The sequence below is a fragment of the Chitinophaga arvensicola genome (assembly GCF_900110835.1).
Lineage (GTDB): Bacteria > Bacteroidota > Bacteroidia > Chitinophagales > Chitinophagaceae > Chitinophaga > Chitinophaga arvensicola.
Window position 1 is genome coordinate 1 of the sequence record NZ_FOJG01000003.1, and the last position, 16,375, is coordinate 16,375.

Genomic DNA, 16,375 nt, shown 5'->3' on the forward strand with positions numbered 1-16,375 from the left:
GAATCATTGGAAGCAACTATCTGCCAGTCTTTGGGATCCCTTCCATCTGCATCATCAGCGGAAGTAAGTGTGTAGGCATCCAGGTGCTGTGCAATATCAAAGTCCAGCTCTATAAAGCAGGTAGTATCGTAAGAGAAAATGAGAAACTTAGTATCTATATTTCCATCTGTTACTTTGCTGGAACCTTCTTTGGCATTCGGACCACCAGGATTCTCAATATTGACGGTTAGCCCGGTGGCAAGCTGCGTCAGATCTTTTTCCACCTCCGGGTCCGGCGGCAACAGGTCATAGTGGCGCTTGCTGTTCTTGGTGCAGCTTATCAGTGCTGCACTGATTAAAAGCATCGTGATAAAGAAACAGTCTTTGGTTGATTGGTAGCATTTCATACGTACTTTTTTTTCTTTGATTATAGTAGATAAGGATAATAACAATTACAGGCATAAGTTTCCCACAACCATTTACATGGCCTTCTTTCAAAAATGAAGCGCATCCTAGCTTAAACGATAATAAAAGAAGTCCGAAAGACTATCACCATCCTACTCCAAAGAATTGGGCAGATCAGGCATAGCAGTGCTCATCTTTCCATTAACCTGGAAAGGGTAAGCATTTAAATTTAAAATCAAACTAATAGCCGGTAAACAAGTACCAAAATGTAACCTGGCCGCGTGCAGGAACGCTATACGTAAATAATACCGATAAACTTTAACAAAAATAAAAAACTCAGTTAAGAGTTTCTGTTAACAGAATACAAAAGATATTAAACAAACTCTTTCGAAATAAAAATCAAGGGAAAAGATGCATTGATTTAAAAGACATATTTGCTAAAACAAGCATGGCTATAATCACAAGAGGGGCAACCACCCCTTTCCTCTTTTATTTAGGTAATACAAAACATAAACCCAATGCCATAAATATTCCGGATACAGATATGATCGTTACCTTGAAAGTACTTGCGGAAACGGGATACAAAAACATCCAGACTTCTTCCTATAAAATAATCATCGGTACCCCATACCTTTTGCAGAATATCTTCCCTTCGGATCACCATATTGCTGTTGAGATAAAAATGTAGCAGCAGATCACTTTCCAGTGGTGTCAGGATCGTTTCCTTACCATTGGCATCTACAAGTTTGAGGGAATCTTTAAGAAAACGCATGCTACCAAGAGGAATAGCATTGCATGCCGGAATGCTGTTAAAAGGTTGATTCCTCTTTAAAATATTTCTCATACGCAACACCAGTTCATCTATATCAAATGGTTTTACGATATAATCATCTGCACCAATCTTTAAGCCACACAGGCGGTCTTTTTTTTCACCACGGGCAGTGAGGAAGAGGAAAGGAACATTTGGTTGTATTTTCACCATAGCCTTGGCCAGTTCAAAACCATCGACTTCCGGCAGGTTAACATCAACTAATACAATTTGCCAGCCCCTGTTATCAGAAATGATCGCGTCCAGCGCAGCCCGGCCGCACTGCAACCAGTCTACAGAAAAATCCATTAGCTCAAGGTATTGCTTTAAAACATTACCGAGATCGGTTTCATCTTCAATTAACAGCATGTGATGCTTCATAGCATTAAATTTTAAGGTATAGTAATAGCAGGGCTTTCTCCCCCACTTTGCTATTGGCCACCATCCCCAGCTCCTTATCTTTACCTTCGCGTTATACCAGTATCCCTTACAAAGCGGGATATTTTTTGCATTTTAATATGGTGTTATACAATTGCCACAGCGCTGCCAGCAGTAACGTAACTCCCATAATAAGGCTCAAAGCCTGCCTACGCTGCTCAAAAAAATCAATCAGATAGCTACCGGTAGCTCCATAGGCAATAAAAGCCAGCGCTGTACCCATTCCAATAGCGGCAAGAAAGGTGTTATACGAAGATGCGCGCTCTTCCAGGATTTTCCTGGATTTCAGTGCTGTAGCCCAGCCAATCCAGAACGGCAGTTGGAGAGGGTTGATCGTACTCAGGATGATCCCTGCTAACAGGGGAGGTAAACCGGCAAATGATAGCGTACCTGTCAACAGATGACCTGCATGTGCCGGAGGAATAAGGGTATTTACCGCCAATAGTAGCAATACCACAAAAGTGATCCCGCCAAATAGCCTGTAGTAAGGCTTTAAACCTTCCAGCTTCTTTACTGCACTGAGACTTACACGGACCAGGAGCACCTCCACTACTATGGCCGTAACCGAAAAGACGATGGCCCCCGGCAGGTTGCGGTTAACCATATAATTTACTACACTCAGGTTCAAAGTACCAGGAGGCATCGAACCGGCTAAACTGATGGCCACCGCCCAACAGAACAATTTTGCATGGCTGTTCATACTTTTGAAATTTGCTTTAAGTGGTTAAAATGCCCCCTCATCATCTTTATGCCATCAGCAGTTGTCATCAGGGAAGGGTGATGCTCCCCGGCATTTAACCGGCTAATCCGGTATAAAAGACGCCAATGCCTGCAGATCTCTTTCCAGGCATACCGAAGTGAGTTTGCCGGATCGTAGATATGTGTCGGCTCGCTACCGGCACCATTTAACTCGATAATGCAAAGCTTTTTTCCTTCCTGCATTTCCGTCCAGCTATTAAACTTTATGTCCAGCCGGCCATAATAAAACCCTGGAATCTGCTGGCATATTTTATCTATGGCAAGGGTCAGTGGTTCGGTTATTCTATCCTTAAGATCTATAAATTTGGCTCCCCTGCTATGATTACCATATGGAACCAGGATATACTCCTGCCCTCTGGCCAATACCGTATCAAGAAAATCACCATAAGTATATGCCAGATCAGATAATTGCAGTAAAAAACGGTCCTCCGCTTTGAGCAAGGACCTGATACTTGATCTTCCATCCCCTTTTACAGCCAGAAATTCTTTGCCTACGATACCGGAGATATGCCCCCTTGCTTCACCAGGGATACGGTAGTAAAAAATACCCACCTCCTGTTCGTAGGCAATAAATTCCTGTAACAGGAAATCAACCTTGCTGCGGCTGTTGTATATCTCCAACTCCTCATCCGAGGTAAGCAACTTTACCTGCTTACCCTTTTCCCCCATATCGGGTTTCGCTATCACCGGAAAGGTTAAACCCGCATTTTTTAATTGCTCCATAAGGGCGGCGATAGTCTGTCCGGGCCTGCAAAGCGTGGTTCGGGGATAATATTGCTGGGGAATGAGCCTGTAAATATCACTTTTTCTTTCCTGCACAAAACCCGAATATTCGATCCCAGGATTGGCGGCGCTAAAGAAAAAAAGCGAACAGGCCTTAAGACTTAACCAACACCAATATGGGTAGAGCGGGCCATACACCAGAAGGCTGGGCCAATACTCCCAATGACATATGCTGATCTTTACTTTCTTTAAATACCAATATGCTCTCTCAAAAAAGCTGTCTTTTCCTGTTAGGGATGATTGATTAAATGTTTTTACAGTATCAATTCCCCCCAGCAGGTCGTGATAATTCATCTGTGATCCTTCCCTGCTAACAAACAGCGAAGTAATACTTACCGTCCGCATTTTGTCCCCCCTGTTAATGACCAGTCCATTGTACAGATCTCCACCCCCCGCATGCCGGTGAAATTCCATAATTTTCATCAGGTTGACAGGGCTGGTAGACGAAAACCAGTTAAGGAACCATAATTTTCTCTTTTGCGCCGCCGCATTGTCGAATAAAGTAGCCGAAGACCAGATGTATGGCTTATCAGCATTTAAAGGGATCAAATGCTTCATCGATCCATCCCAGCGGCATTCCCATAGCTGTTTATCACTGACAACCACCAGGGTAAACGGCTCTATATCACTGAGGTTTATCGCTGCAAACTCCCGGTATGGATGCGGATGCGCCATGATTTCTAAAAAAATTACCCCGCGACTTTTGCGATAGCCAGATTGGCGTATATGTTTGGTAAACGCGCCATTTAGTAATACTGCCGCATCACCGTTTTCTTTTAGCACTACCCAGCTGCCGCCAGCGTCCTGGTCCTGCGGATAAATCATCTCAAACCCATTGCGGCGATATTGCCTGGGAGGCAGCGCCTTACTGCGTTCCGTGCTTTCATCCCTGTTGGTAGTCAGGTATATGCCTTTACAGGTTGGTATATAGGTTACTGTGCACATGCTTTCCGGTATTTGATGGTAGATGACGCCACTCCAAAATTTTCCGGTAGCCGAGCTATGGATAAAGCTTCTGCACCAATTTTCAACAGTGCCATATGATGGATCGTGTGCTCTATATTATACATCAGCTCCCGCTGATAATTGGTTAATACCTGGATAGAAACCTGCTCACTGATACTGTACCCTGCCGTTAATACCAGGTATTTATCCGGTTTTACTATAGCGCCTGCAATCATCAATAGCTTTTCTATCGCAAATTCCCTTTGCGTCTCTATTTTTTCATCCCTTTGCCTGGCATCATAGCTAACAGTGCCACTATGATAACCCTTTTCAAGTTCCAGGTAGAATTCAATAATATGCCTGGTATGCTGGCCAACAGATGCACCGGAAAGCACAGGTATCTTGTAACTGTATTGTTCATCAGTAAGCGTCTCCACCACTTGTTTCAGTTGGTATATCAGCTCCGTTGCCTGGATGGTTATTTCACTTTTCATGACGCTGTAGTTTTTTTAATGGGAGGAAGCGAAGAATCTGCGCTTTGTACAGGACAGTTAACACGAGGCAGCTGACAAATACTAATAGCGCATAAATAAACAACTGGCCGGAGTCTGCCTGCACTACAATCCCCAATTTGGTCAAGTGAAAGAACAAGGCGCCCGCCATCAGTCCCAGGCCTAACACCGCGCCAAAAGCGGTGGTAGCAGGTAACAGTATTAGAATAGAAGCAATCAACTCCCCCACCCCGATCCCAATCCGGCCCCAGGGCTCCATACCTAGTTTTGAAAAAATGTAAACAGATTCCGGAGCAGCCGTAAACTTGAAAAACAAGGTCTGTAGCATGATCACTGCCGACAAAATCCGGAAAATCCAGCCTATGATGTTTTTGTATCTGATGGCCATATCTTACTATTGTTTATCGTAAACGTGACAGGTTTAATTCAAAAAAAAGCCAGGGCAGGTTATTTCTGTAGCATTACATCAGGCCACCGCTGATCTGCCTTCTGAATCAATGCGGCCCGATCTTTTTCCCAGGACTGCTTTACTTCCATGTTGAAATTGAAATACAGTTTGTCGTTGACAATGGACCATGTCTCTACCTGGGTAGGCGCTTTATGACCAGCCGCTGTACCATATGCACAGTATCCGCCATATTGTGGGGCATAGTGCTCCGGGCTGGCTTTGAATGATTCCATGTTTTCTTTAGACGAGAAACGCCACTGAGCGTTTTTATACATAAAAGCCAGGCTATCGAAACCCTTTACAGGTTTGCCTTCCTTAAAAAAAGCAACCGCGTCGTAGCCCTTGATAGCTATTCCATTTACGGCAAAAACCTGTTGATTTTGCGCTTTGGCGCCCCATGCGGCAAAAAATGCCAGCAGCGTAGCGAAAACAGTTTTTTTCATTTTCGGATTATTGGTGGGATAAAAAATTAATGACTTTGAACCTGGATAAACTTGCTCCAACTCTGGTTGGCACTGCTCCTGAGCCGGACTTCATCTTTATTCCAGCTTTTGAGCGTGTTGTTAAAGTATTTGTTGTAAAACAGGTATAGTTTACCGCTTACTATTTTAAATGTCTGCGGATCTACTTCTACTTTTTCTCCTTTAGCTCCCATGGCATAAGCACACCAGCCTCCATATTGCGGCTCGTACTTCACCGGAGCCGCTTTAAAGGCGTCCCTGTTTTCTATGGTAGCAAAACGGTACGTAATACCATCCTGTACAATGGTGATATCCCGTTTCCCTTCCATTGCCTTGCCAGTGGTGAAATAGGCTACAGGGTCGTATCCTTCGATGGCCAATGCTGATTTATCAACATTAAACTGCTGCCGGCGTATATCTGCTGATTGCGCTGATACATCACCAGATAACAGTATAAATAATCCTAACGCGGTAATTAAGCTTCGCATGTTTTTTATATTTTTAGTGGAGTGAAAAACTGTACTGTATATTTGCCACAAAACTCCTGGTAAGGCCATCGGCACGCACCTGCCTGACGATAAAGGGCGTTGCTACAATCAGTTCAAGACCCGATTTGTTTTTAAATTGCTTACTTACCGTCAATGTCCCGTTTAAAGTAAGTCCGCTGGATCCGTCAATATCGATCCTGCCATTCAGCGCATCTTTGTAAGTATCCCTGCCTGTATGGTAAATAGCCAGCAGGCTAGGTTTTATCATTACACTTTTCGCTATATTGAAAAAGTAACCCGCGCGTAACAGCAGGTCTGGTCTTCTCCGGAAATAACTGGTAGGTGCAAAGCTTGCCGCACGATTGTCATCATATTGCTCAGGGGAGAAAGTATTGCTATTATTTTGTATGACAGGCGTTTGAAAACCGGTGTTAAGCTCCCAGTGCTGACCAGTCGTATAATTTATGCCCAATATCACATCATAGGTACCCAGGCTGGATTGATAATCCAATGGTAGTGACAACCCGCCAGCGCCTTTTTGATCAGCAGCAGTAAAAGGAATCTTTATGCCTGCCAGGAAACGGAGCTGACTGGCAGCATGTTCCCGGCTTGCTTTATACGTAGCCACTCCATAAAGATCTCCAGGACTAAAACTGCTGCCTAAAAAGCCGGTAGCGTAGGTCGCAGTGACTTTTCCCAGAACGGAAAAACGGCTGCCCAGTGGCTGGCTGTATTGCAGATACGGATTTATTGTAAACGTATTCTCCTCGCCTGTTCCGATGTTGGTACCAATGTCAATCCGCTGCTTTTCTTTTGCAGAAAGGCTTACCTCCTTCGGCGCTCCTAAACTGCAAAAGCCAGCATCACTACAGCCCTGCGCATTTAATCTGCCGCCAGCCGTAAATAGTACGATAACAAGTGCAAGAAAGAAAAGGACTTTATTCATATACTTTCTGTGTGTGATGATGTGGTATACCTGGAAAAAAACAAGGCCCGGAGCAAAAAATAAGGTCCCCTGATACTATCCAGGCCTGTTTTTTTTCCGTTTTTATTGAAGTGTTACTTTTATAATCTTGCTTAATGCCGGCAGCGTTGTAAATGAATTTGGATTGGGTACCGCCTCTATTGGCTTGCTTTCGTTGAGCGGTGTTCCTGCCAGGTTAAACTGGGTAATACCTGCACCAGGGAACTGGTTGACAGCCGTTCCGTTGTCAAATAAACCGATGGTAGCAGAAACATCTCCTGTCTGGGCGCCGTCAATATCGTAACCTGTTGAAGCAAAGAACCAGTCGTTGGAAAAACCATACATCGTAGCTATCGCAATCCTGTCTCCAGGCTCGATATTTAGCACTTGAGATACTTTTCCGCCGTCAGCACCATTTATTCTCGGAAGTAATACATTAGTGGTCGCAGCTTTTAACACATAGATGCTTTTTACGCCTACCTTATTTTTAAGCGATGTGGCCAGGATATCAGCATTGCCTTTCTGGGCCAGATCTTTCAATCCTTCTCCCCTATCAATTTCACCGGTTTTAAAAAGAGGACTTTGAGCACCTTTATAAACAACGACCAATACCGGAGACAACGGCGTAAAAATCCCCGTTTGTGCGGTTAAATAAGTACTGAGCACGGCATTGTTACCCGCCTCCGAAAGCTCGGTAAGGCCATTGGCTGTTGGCTTACCAGCGGAGTAAACAGGCTCCGGTAAAAGCAGGTTTGTTCCGGCGGCATACGAGATTGCCCATACACCCGGGCTAAATGGAGTTTCATTGGCAGTACCACCCGAATTATTCATGATCGTGGCAGTAAAGGTGGAATTACCATTATAAACAAGGGAAACTTTCATCAACTGAGAAGCTGGCAGGTAACTATTACCATAATCATCTGTACCGGCAACTTCCTTGATATTTTTCGGGGAAGACTCTGCTGTGCCGGGATGCGTTACGGCCTTACCTGGAACCTGATTAACACGGGTGCCATTATCCCATAATTTCACCTGAGCCGAAACGTCACCGGTAATGGGTGTGCCATCGTCGTTATACAACCTGATACCAGGATTCGAAGGTGCAAAAAACAGGTCATTGCTCCATCCGTACATACTGGCAAATGTAAGACGTTGATTCTTTGAGGCAGAGAAGGTGAAAGAAACCGACTGGCCAGGAAAAATTACCGGGGGCGTTCCAGCACCTTTATAGGTACCTGACTCCACCAGCGGTTTACTGTCCAATACATTTTCAATGGAAATAGTCCTGGATTGGGCAGGCTCGGTATTGTCCTTCTTGCAGGAGGCAAAAAGAATACCAACGGATAATATTGCTAATGCTTTCAATTGGGTCTTTATCATTTGTTTAGTTTTTGATAGAACAAAGAAACATAGACGATATCCCAAATTGATTGCAGAAGTATAACAAAAGTATCACAGCGTTGTCAGTATGATTTTTTTGCTCAATTTTGAGAAAAGTTAAGGTCAATAGGAACATATGAACAGTGTACTGTTAATTGAAGATGATCCGAACATTTTGGAACTGCTGGCCATCCACCTGCAGGATCTGGGTTGTGAAACCGCTTCGGTGATGAAAAGCTATAGCCGGAAACGCCTGTTGAACCTGTTATGGGGCTATGATTTTGAAGGATACGAGCACACCGTAAACGCTCACATTAAACGGCTGCGCAGTAATATTGAAAAAGATATTTCCCATCCTGAATTCATCTTAACTACCTGGGCGGTGGGATACCGGTTCAATGAAGAATTATAACGTAAATATATGTCAGTAAAAACGATAAGAGGCAATCTGCTGTTCTGGAAAATAGCGACCGTATTTTTTGTGCTGTTGATCATACTCGGCGCCGTATTTATATTCATTGCCTCTAAGCTGTCCCGCTCCTATTATTCTATGGCACACCAGCAGCTATACGGCAATGTAGCCTCACACCTGGCCAACTTTACCCATCCTATAAAAAATGGCCAACCCGATACGGCAGTAACCCATGATATTATTCATTCGATCATGGTAGCCAACCCCAGTGTGGAAGTATATTTACTGGATACTACCGGAAAAATTACCGATTATGTAGTACCCGATAAATCCGTTCATAAGCGGCAGGTAAACATTGCCGCAGTAAAACAATGGCTGGCGGTTAAAAATGGAGAACGCCCTTTAGGTGATAACCCAAAGCAACCGGAAGCACCTAGCATCTTTTCAACCGCACCAGTATATGAAAACGGAACGCTGGCAGGATATGTATATGCGGTGCTGTCAAGCGAAACACAGCGGAAAATATTAACTACGCTCAACAGTGACCTGTCCTTTCAGTTGGGTAAGTATATCTTTTTCTGTGCCCTGCTGATTGCACTCATCGTGGGCGTGATCACCTTTTTTCTCATAACAGACAGTATCTGTCAGATCGCAGTCGTAGTCCGAAGATTTAAAGAAGGCGACTATAGCGCACGCATAGAAGGTTACGGCAAAGGAAACCTGGGAATGCTGACTTCCACCTTTAACGAAATGGCCGAGGTGATCGTAGATAATTTTGATAAAATACGCGCCACTGACAAATTCCGCCAGGAGCTGATCGCCAACGTATCCCATGATCTGCGTACTCCTCTGTCTATTATGCAGGGCTACGTTGAAACCATGATTATCAAAAAAGACAGCCTTAGTGAAAAAGACAAAAATAAATATCTCTCCATCGTACTGGAAAGCTCAAAGAAATTATCAGTGCTCGTAGAGCAACTGTTTCAATATGCTAAATTAGAAGCTAACCAGGTAAACCCGCAAAAAGAACAGTTTGCGCTAAATGAACTTGTTTCTGATATCTTGATGGCATACCAGTTGAAAGCAAAAGAGAATAATATCAGCCTGAACCTTCACACAACAGATACCTTGCTACCCGTTTTTGCGGACATTGCACTTACAGAAAGAGTGATGCAAAACCTGATCGACAATGCGTTTAAGTTTACACCGGGTGGCGGAGGTATCACCATCCGGCTAAAACAACTTGATAGTGATATTGAAGTTCGCATTACAGACACAGGAATAGGTATTGCCCAGGAAGAACAAGCTTATATTTTTGAAAGATATAAACAACTACATACAGACCAGGGACCTAAGAAAGGAATGGGAATTGGTCTGGCTATTGTTAAAAAGGTACTGGAACTTCATCATTCTACCATCCAGGTGAGCAGCGCCCCCGGGAAGGGTGCAGCATTCTGGTTTGTATTGCCGGGTGCTGCTAAAAAATAGCATGTGACCGATCTAAAAACACGGAGCAATCCAGTCAGCATCGTTCCTGTCAAAATATATTCATTTATTTTAGAGAACCGATAAGACAATGAATTTGTTTACGCTAAAAAACAGACAAGTCTGATAAATGCTATTGTCTATTTACCGGGATAAATTTCATGCTGAACAGCATGATACTGTTCCTACATTTATCTATATATAGCATATATCAATACCCAGCGGAAAACAAAAAGTACAGGGAGATAGAAAAACCCATGGTTGCTTCCATCTCCCCCTTACCTGTTTAATACTTTATGCCCGGAAAATCCTTCTGCGCCTGCTTAAACTGCACTTCCCATTCATCTGGCCAACCAAAGGCCTCGGTCGCCTGCGCCTTCAGATTTACGCCCGCAGCTCCGCTCCAGAAATGGACGAATTCACCCCAATTCAGATCACGCGCGTAGGAGCCTCCGTCACGTGGGAAATGAGCCGCCAGCAAGGTGAAAAACTTATTTAGCGCCTTTGCACCACCGTGCTCATGGTAAATAGGGTAAAACCAGTTGCGGAACCATTGAGTGCCTGCCCGCGGAAAATCATCATTTCCTTTCATAAGCATGTTGTACCAGCGCGTGGCCTCCGATTCCCAACCTAGCGCCTTGTATACGTCATACTGATAGATCTCAATCCATTTACTGTCTTTCCAGAGCGGGAAAGCCGGCGATCCATGCACACCTTTTGAAGCTCCTTCCACGATATGGCCTATTTCATGGACAGTAGCATCCAGGTTCCAATCAGAGTTACTTACCCAGTTGCCCGGTGTTCCAATAACAATTGTATTACGGTAATCATGACTATCATCAAGGTAAGTAGAAGGATGACCGCCAAAATATTTACCTGTGTGTAAGAGTACAAACAGCCGCTCATCCTTGCCAAAATCACCGTACGTCCTCGTAGTGTAGTTCCACACCTTTGTAAACAGGTCGTTCGGCCAGGTAATGCTATCTGGTGTTTCCGGATCATAATACACCGCTACAGATTTGTTATAAAACACACGCCTCATTACCTGGGAATGGTCAAACCAATGCTCCTTTCAGGTGCGTGGTGGTACGCTATCTTTCGTAATAGCCTGAGCCGTAGCCCTGCTTCCTGCTAACCATATGCCCGGTGCCACTGCGATAGATAGCATCAGGGCCGCAGCTCTCATCAAATTTTTCATAATAAAAGGGATTTTACAGGAAATTGTAACATCAATCTCCTGATTAGAAAAAAGTATTTGCCCCGTGAAGATAGCCTACAGCAAAGGAATTAACTTTAAAACATACATAACGAAATGTCAATAGAATATAAACATAAGAAATGTTGACAATGATTTTTTTTCTGATTTAACTGTTCATATTAAAAACGGCTTTACGATCCAGTCTCTTTTCAAAATGAATACGCACAAATTTTTAAGTGCCAGCATTGTTTTGTTGAATAAAGGGCGGGGTACCAATCTCCGGATAATAGTAAATCCGAACAGGTATGGAGAAAAGCAATACAGTGAGATAAATTAAATTGGGGCCAGGTATCAGATTTAACTGGCTGGGATAACATTGCTGCCCGATTATACGCTGTAACAGCCATTCCCAAAAAGCTTTTTAATAGGTCCTGATGGGAAAATCATTGCAAAAGGTATGAGAAGAGAAGAACTCGAAAGAAAGCCGGCCAGAATTTTCAGTAAATCAACATTGAATACGCGGGCTAGATCTTAAATATTCTATCAGTAGAAGTAAGGACGAAAAGGGTCTCATTTCATATTTGACCCATTCGTGGATCCCAGATTGTCTTAAAGAACCACGAAAATTTAACTACTTATACAAGATCCTTTTTGATCTCTACCTACACTACCCACCTTTAATGTTTCATTCCTCCACCGTGTAACTATGTAACACAGTGGAGGATGAGACTATTTATTCTTCATTTTGTTATATTTTCCAGAGGTCTGTATATCACCTCCCGGTGTCAATACCTTTAATTCCAGATAATCAACAGCTCCATTTACATCTTTGTGAACGTAAACACGGGTAGATAGCGGCCCCTCCTTTTTAGCGCCTGGTTTTCCGAGAACATATACATCTTTAGAAAGAAGATTTAAACTATATGCGTAATCTTTTCCATCGTGTCTGGCAGTAAGTACCAGGCTTGTATCGGTGGAAGCTATACTAACCTCCTGTACATTCTCTTGTTCATAACTGCCAACCAGCAATTTTTCGGTTGCCTTATCTGGTATAATATTCGAGTTCATATAAGCGGAGTCTTCCATCAGCCATTTTTTTAATGCCGGGTTTTTTAAACCAGCATCTGCCAAAAACCTTTTATCGATCAATTGCATCGCCGTGCTTCTGGCCATGGAAGAACTACATGCCACATCCGGGATTACTCCGGTTCCCTCCCATCCTACTTCGGTACCAGGTGCCACAAGCATCTTTACAGGTAAGAACATCTCAAGATTTCTCTCCAAAGAAACTCCAATGCCTGCTATTCCTGCACCCGCAGTGGTATCACCAACAATAGTTGCTTTACCCAACTTTTGCATAGCATAGGCAAATCCTTCACACGCAGAAGCCGTTCCACGATCAGTGAGGATAAACAATTTGCTATTTGTAAGCCTCCTGCCTGGGACATATCCAAAAGTATATTCCTGCTTCTCCTGTTTACGATCTTTCTCAAAGCCGTTCAGGTAAAGTACTTCTTCACCAGGATTAAAGAAATAAGAAGCCAGAAAATGTCCCATGCCGCCTGCACCACCGCCATCTCCGCGAACGTCGATAATAATATACTTTGAATAAGCCGCCATACTCATCGCATGACCAGCCATTTCAAATCCCTCCTGCGTGCAATTAAAACCATAAGGTATACTTATATAGGCAACAGATTTAACATTATCTAACTCCACGCTTTTAAATCCATAACCATTTTTCTGCAGTTGCGCTGTTTCCTTTTCTTCCTGATTACCTTCAGCCTCTGACGGTTCAGCCGGTGGTTGCTGCACATATATATTCAGATGTACGTCTTTATGAACCTTTTGCAGATCTTGTGTAAGCCTGGATGCGAGCAAATCCGCATTAAGATGCTGATACGTTTTTTCGTTGGCTTTCAGCATGTCTGCATATCGCTTGGAAATATCGGGAAATGGGTATCGATTTTCCAGTTCCATACAAATTTTTTGCACAATTGCATGCACTTCTTTGGAAGACACCTGTTGTGCGCGGGTTACAAAAGGAATAAACATCAAAAGTATCATGTAAAGTATGCTTGATTTTCTGATTACCACCGCATATCGGCCATAGCTTTCTAATTTGAAATCATTCATTTTGAAATTATTCATTTAATTTAAGTAATTAAGATTATCCTCAATGATACAAAGCTATTTATTCACACCTCTCAAAGCTGTTAACAGATCTTCAACAAAATGTAAAACAAATTCAACCTCCAATAATGAATCTGCGATGTCCCTATAAGGCATGCAAATCTGGATAGGGGTATAAGAATCAATGGTATTATTTCCCTGCAAATGGCCTGGCAGCCATATTACATAGTAAAAGATGGATGATCTCTGTAATTTCAAGAAAATCCTCATGTAACTTTCGGAGGAAGGCGAGGAGAATATAAATATCAAGATATGCCCTCAGTAATTGCGTCATCACTAAAAAGGCAAAAGTAGAAGTAGACGTTAGCTGATGTTCCTGTCCAAAAACTGGCTTGTTTTTTTGAAAACAGCTACCAGTAAAATGTAGTATGATGGCTTAAATAATAAAGATTTTCTGCTTGTCAAATACTTGTCAATAATAGTGGTTGGAAGTGGGAAAATCTGACACTCCCAAAAACAAAAAAGGCCTGTAAGTTCTTACTTACAAGCCTTTGTGGTAGGTGCCCGGAACAGGAATCGAACCTGCACTCCCTTGCGAAAACAAGATTTTGAGTCTAGCGCGTCTACCAATTCCGCCATCCGGGCAATCATTTTTAAGAACTTCGCCGCGTCAATTGCGGGATGCAAATATAGAAACTCTTATTTAATCTGCAAATAAATTTTACATTTTTGTATAAATTATTTTTTCAGCCCCCGTAAACAGGGCTTTTCAGCCGGTCAGTTCCTGAAAATATCCTACATTCAGAGATGGAAAACAAGATACATATCGGACTTATCAGAGAGGAAAAACAGCCGCATGATAACAGAGTGGCATTTACTCCCAGGCAATGCCAGTGGATCATGCATCATTTTCCCGGCACACAGATTTACGTACAGCCCTCCCCGTTACGCTGCTTCAGCGACAGCGAATATGAAAAAGCCGGGATTACCTTGCAGGAAGACCTCTCCCATTGCACCTTCCTCCTGGGCATCAAAGAGGTGCCGGCTGATAAACTGATCCCCGGTAAAACGTATCTCTTCTTCAGCCATACCAAAAAGAAACAGCCGCATAACCAACATATGCTGCAAACCATCCTCGAAAAAAAGATTACGCTGGTGGATTATGAATGCCTCGTACACCCCGACGGACAAAGGATCCTCGGCTTCGGCTTCTTCGCCGGCATCGTGGGCGCCCACAACGGCCTGATGGCCTACGGGGAAAAAACAAGGTCGTTTCATTTTAAAAGAGTCCATACGTGCCACGACTTCCAGGAATTGATCAGTCACTACTTTGGGATCAAACTACCTCCCATCAAAATTGTGATCACCGGCTCTGGACGTGTGGCCGCAGGCGCGCTGGAAATCATGGGACTACTCGGCATCAAATATATTCCACCGGAAGAATACCTGATCAATACTTACTCCTATCCGGTGTATACACAACTCAAAGCAGGAGAACTGTATCTGCGGAGAGATGATAAAACCTATAGCCGGAGCGACTTCCACGCTCATCCGGAAGCATATGAGTGCCGCTTCCTCCCCTATGTCACCGTCAGCGATGTGCTGATGAACGGCATCTACTGGGATGAAAATATTGCCCCCCTCTTTCATGCCAACGACCTGAAAAAAGATAATTTCCGCATCCGCGTCATTGCAGACATCACAGACGACACCAACGGGTCTGTTCCCTGCAACCTGGGCGACAGCACCATCGAAGACCCCGTATATGGCGTCACCAAAGATAACATGGAGCAAACGGCCCCTTATCTGCCCGATACAGTGGATATGATGTGCGTGAGCAATCTCCCCAACGAACTGCCAAGAGATGCCTCTCAGTACTTCGGTGATCAGCTGATGAAATATGTTTTTGAAGCGCTGCTGCAACCAGACAATGAAATGATCCGGAACGCTACCATCACGGCCAACGGAACGCTGACCGGCAGATTTAAATACCTGGAAGATTATGCAAAAGGAGATTTAACGTAGCAGCGGCTACGTAGGATGTATCAAAAACTAGAGATACAGATAGTATGGTTGAAGCAATTGCACAAACGCAGGTGTATATACGCGCTGATCGTCGTACACGGAAAGTTCATGAATAACCGTATTCACCGTCCTTCTTGAAAAAATGCCTACCGTTCTGAAAAAGCCATGGGTTACACTCTGGCGGATATACAATACCTGTTTCAGATAAAAACCAGCGGCCAGCGCCAGCTGACGAAATTGTTCGAAAGCATCAAAAGGCAACAGGATGGACACTTCCCCGGAGGGCGACAACTGCTGATCAATAGCCGCCAGTAAATCGCGGTAAGTGAGATGAGTGGCATGCATCGCCTGATCTTTCTTTCCCTGCCCACTTTTCAACGCATCTTCATAAAAAGGCGGATTACTGATGATGAAGTCGTACTTCACGCCCCCATCCAATTTTCGTATATCCAGGCGCGTGAGCGTTAACCGGTCTGCCCAGGGAGAGTCATCGAAATTCTGTGTGGCCTGATGCGCTGCACCAGGATCCAGTTCCACAGCGGTAATGGCCGCATCTACCTGCTGTGCCAGCATCAGGCTGAGTAAACCGGTGCCGGCTCCTAAATCCAGTATAGCCGGCACCGTTATTTCATTGTCCGCCAGGTACTGCGCCGTGAAAGCACCCTGTATACAGGCATCTGTGCACACTTTCATGGCGCAGTGTTCCTGGTGAACGGTAAACTGTTTAAATTGAAAATATGTATTTGCCATCG

17 protein-coding genes and 1 tRNA gene are annotated in these 16,375 nt (G+C 43.8%); 3 read left to right on the forward strand and 15 right to left on the reverse strand.

Annotation, left to right across the window (positions count from 1 at the left end; all coding sequences use genetic code 11):
* From BMW79_RS33065 to BMW79_RS33110, 10 genes are all read right to left on the reverse strand, one after another.
* A partial coding sequence (locus BMW79_RS33065) for a hypothetical protein (protein WP_218150526.1) occupies positions 1 to 386 on the reverse strand: 386 nt, incomplete at its 3' end.
* Between the two features lie 491 nt (positions 387 to 877).
* On the reverse strand, positions 878 to 1,573 hold the full coding sequence (locus BMW79_RS33070; RefSeq protein WP_089904539.1) for a response regulator transcription factor: 696 nt from the start codon (positions 1,571 to 1,573) through the stop codon (positions 878 to 880).
* A 106-nt stretch (positions 1,574 to 1,679) separates the two neighbouring features.
* Entirely contained in the window at positions 1,680 to 2,330 is a 651-nt protein-coding gene (locus BMW79_RS33075) for a LysE family transporter (RefSeq protein WP_089904542.1), read from the reverse strand.
* The gene (locus BMW79_RS33080) at positions 2,327 to 4,117 is read right to left on the reverse strand and encodes an NRDE family protein (protein WP_089904545.1); all 1,791 of its coding nucleotides are present in this window, start codon (positions 4,115 to 4,117) and stop codon (positions 2,327 to 2,329) included. Before BMW79_RS33080 ends, BMW79_RS33075 begins: the two co-directional genes overlap by 4 nt.
* A complete protein-coding gene (locus tag BMW79_RS33085; protein ID WP_089904548.1) occupies positions 4,105 to 4,611 on the reverse strand; it encodes a hypothetical protein in 507 nt (168 codons plus the stop codon). The genes BMW79_RS33080 and BMW79_RS33085 overlap by 13 nt, the downstream gene beginning before the upstream one ends.
* Positions 4,601 to 5,017: a DoxX family protein gene (locus tag BMW79_RS33090; protein ID WP_089904551.1), complete on the reverse strand. Its 417-nt coding sequence runs from the start codon at positions 5,015 to 5,017 to the stop codon at positions 4,601 to 4,603. Before BMW79_RS33090 ends, BMW79_RS33085 begins: the two co-directional genes overlap by 11 nt.
* Before the next feature lie 59 nt (positions 5,018 to 5,076).
* Positions 5,077 to 5,520: a YHS domain-containing (seleno)protein gene (locus BMW79_RS33095; protein ID WP_089904553.1), complete on the reverse strand. Its 444-nt coding sequence runs from the start codon at positions 5,518 to 5,520 to the stop codon at positions 5,077 to 5,079.
* 26 nt (positions 5,521 to 5,546) lie between these two features.
* Positions 5,547 to 6,026, reverse strand: coding sequence for a YHS domain-containing (seleno)protein (locus BMW79_RS33100; RefSeq protein ID WP_089904556.1), 480 nt, complete (start codon positions 6,024 to 6,026; stop codon positions 5,547 to 5,549).
* Positions 6,027 to 6,039: 13 nt separating this feature from the next.
* A complete protein-coding gene (locus tag BMW79_RS33105) occupies positions 6,040 to 6,972 on the reverse strand; it encodes a hypothetical protein (RefSeq protein ID WP_089904560.1) in 933 nt (310 codons plus the stop codon).
* 102 nt (positions 6,973 to 7,074) lie between these two features.
* Entirely contained in the window at positions 7,075 to 8,370 is a 1,296-nt protein-coding gene (locus BMW79_RS33110; protein ID WP_089904563.1) for a spondin domain-containing protein, read from the reverse strand.
* Between the two features lie 136 nt (positions 8,371 to 8,506).
* Here BMW79_RS33110 and BMW79_RS33115 point away from each other — a divergent pair, with 136 nt between their 5' ends.
* Complete coding sequence (locus BMW79_RS33115) at positions 8,507 to 8,782, forward strand: winged helix-turn-helix domain-containing protein (RefSeq protein ID WP_245752775.1); 276 nt, start codon at positions 8,507 to 8,509, stop codon at positions 8,780 to 8,782.
* A gap of 9 nt (positions 8,783 to 8,791) precedes the next feature.
* Positions 8,792 to 10,270, forward strand: coding sequence for a sensor histidine kinase (locus tag BMW79_RS33120; RefSeq protein WP_089904565.1), 1,479 nt, complete (start codon positions 8,792 to 8,794; stop codon positions 10,268 to 10,270).
* Between the two features lie 283 nt (positions 10,271 to 10,553).
* On the opposite strand, the gene BMW79_RS33125 is transcribed toward BMW79_RS33120, so the two are convergent.
* From BMW79_RS33125 to BMW79_RS33135, 4 genes are all read right to left on the reverse strand, one after another.
* Positions 10,554 to 11,309 (reverse strand): hypothetical protein, encoded by a 756-nt coding sequence (locus BMW79_RS33125; protein WP_089904568.1) that lies wholly within the window; start codon positions 11,307 to 11,309, stop codon positions 10,554 to 10,556.
* A gap of 30 nt (positions 11,310 to 11,339) precedes the next feature.
* Positions 11,340 to 11,465 carry a hypothetical protein gene (locus BMW79_RS34355; RefSeq protein ID WP_262487521.1) on the reverse strand — a complete coding sequence of 42 codons (126 nt, stop codon included), beginning with the start codon at positions 11,463 to 11,465 and terminating at the stop codon, positions 11,340 to 11,342.
* Between the two features lie 729 nt (positions 11,466 to 12,194).
* Positions 12,195 to 13,616, reverse strand: coding sequence for a S41 family peptidase (locus BMW79_RS33130; protein ID WP_089904572.1), 1,422 nt, complete (start codon positions 13,614 to 13,616; stop codon positions 12,195 to 12,197).
* A 543-nt stretch (positions 13,617 to 14,159) separates the two neighbouring features.
* Positions 14,160 to 14,243 (reverse strand) — tRNA-Leu (locus BMW79_RS33135).
* 162 nt (positions 14,244 to 14,405) lie between these two features.
* On the opposite strand from BMW79_RS33135, the gene BMW79_RS33140 reads away from it, so the two are divergent.
* The gene (locus BMW79_RS33140; RefSeq protein WP_089904575.1) at positions 14,406 to 15,623 is read left to right on the forward strand and encodes an NAD(P)-dependent oxidoreductase; all 1,218 of its coding nucleotides are present in this window, start codon (positions 14,406 to 14,408) and stop codon (positions 15,621 to 15,623) included.
* A gap of 27 nt (positions 15,624 to 15,650) precedes the next feature.
* Here the strand turns inward: BMW79_RS33140 and BMW79_RS33145 are convergent, their stop codons facing one another.
* Positions 15,651 to 16,373, reverse strand: coding sequence for a tRNA1(Val) (adenine(37)-N6)-methyltransferase (locus BMW79_RS33145; RefSeq protein WP_089904578.1), 723 nt, complete (start codon positions 16,371 to 16,373; stop codon positions 15,651 to 15,653).
* Positions 16,374 to 16,375: the final 2 nt, after the last annotated feature.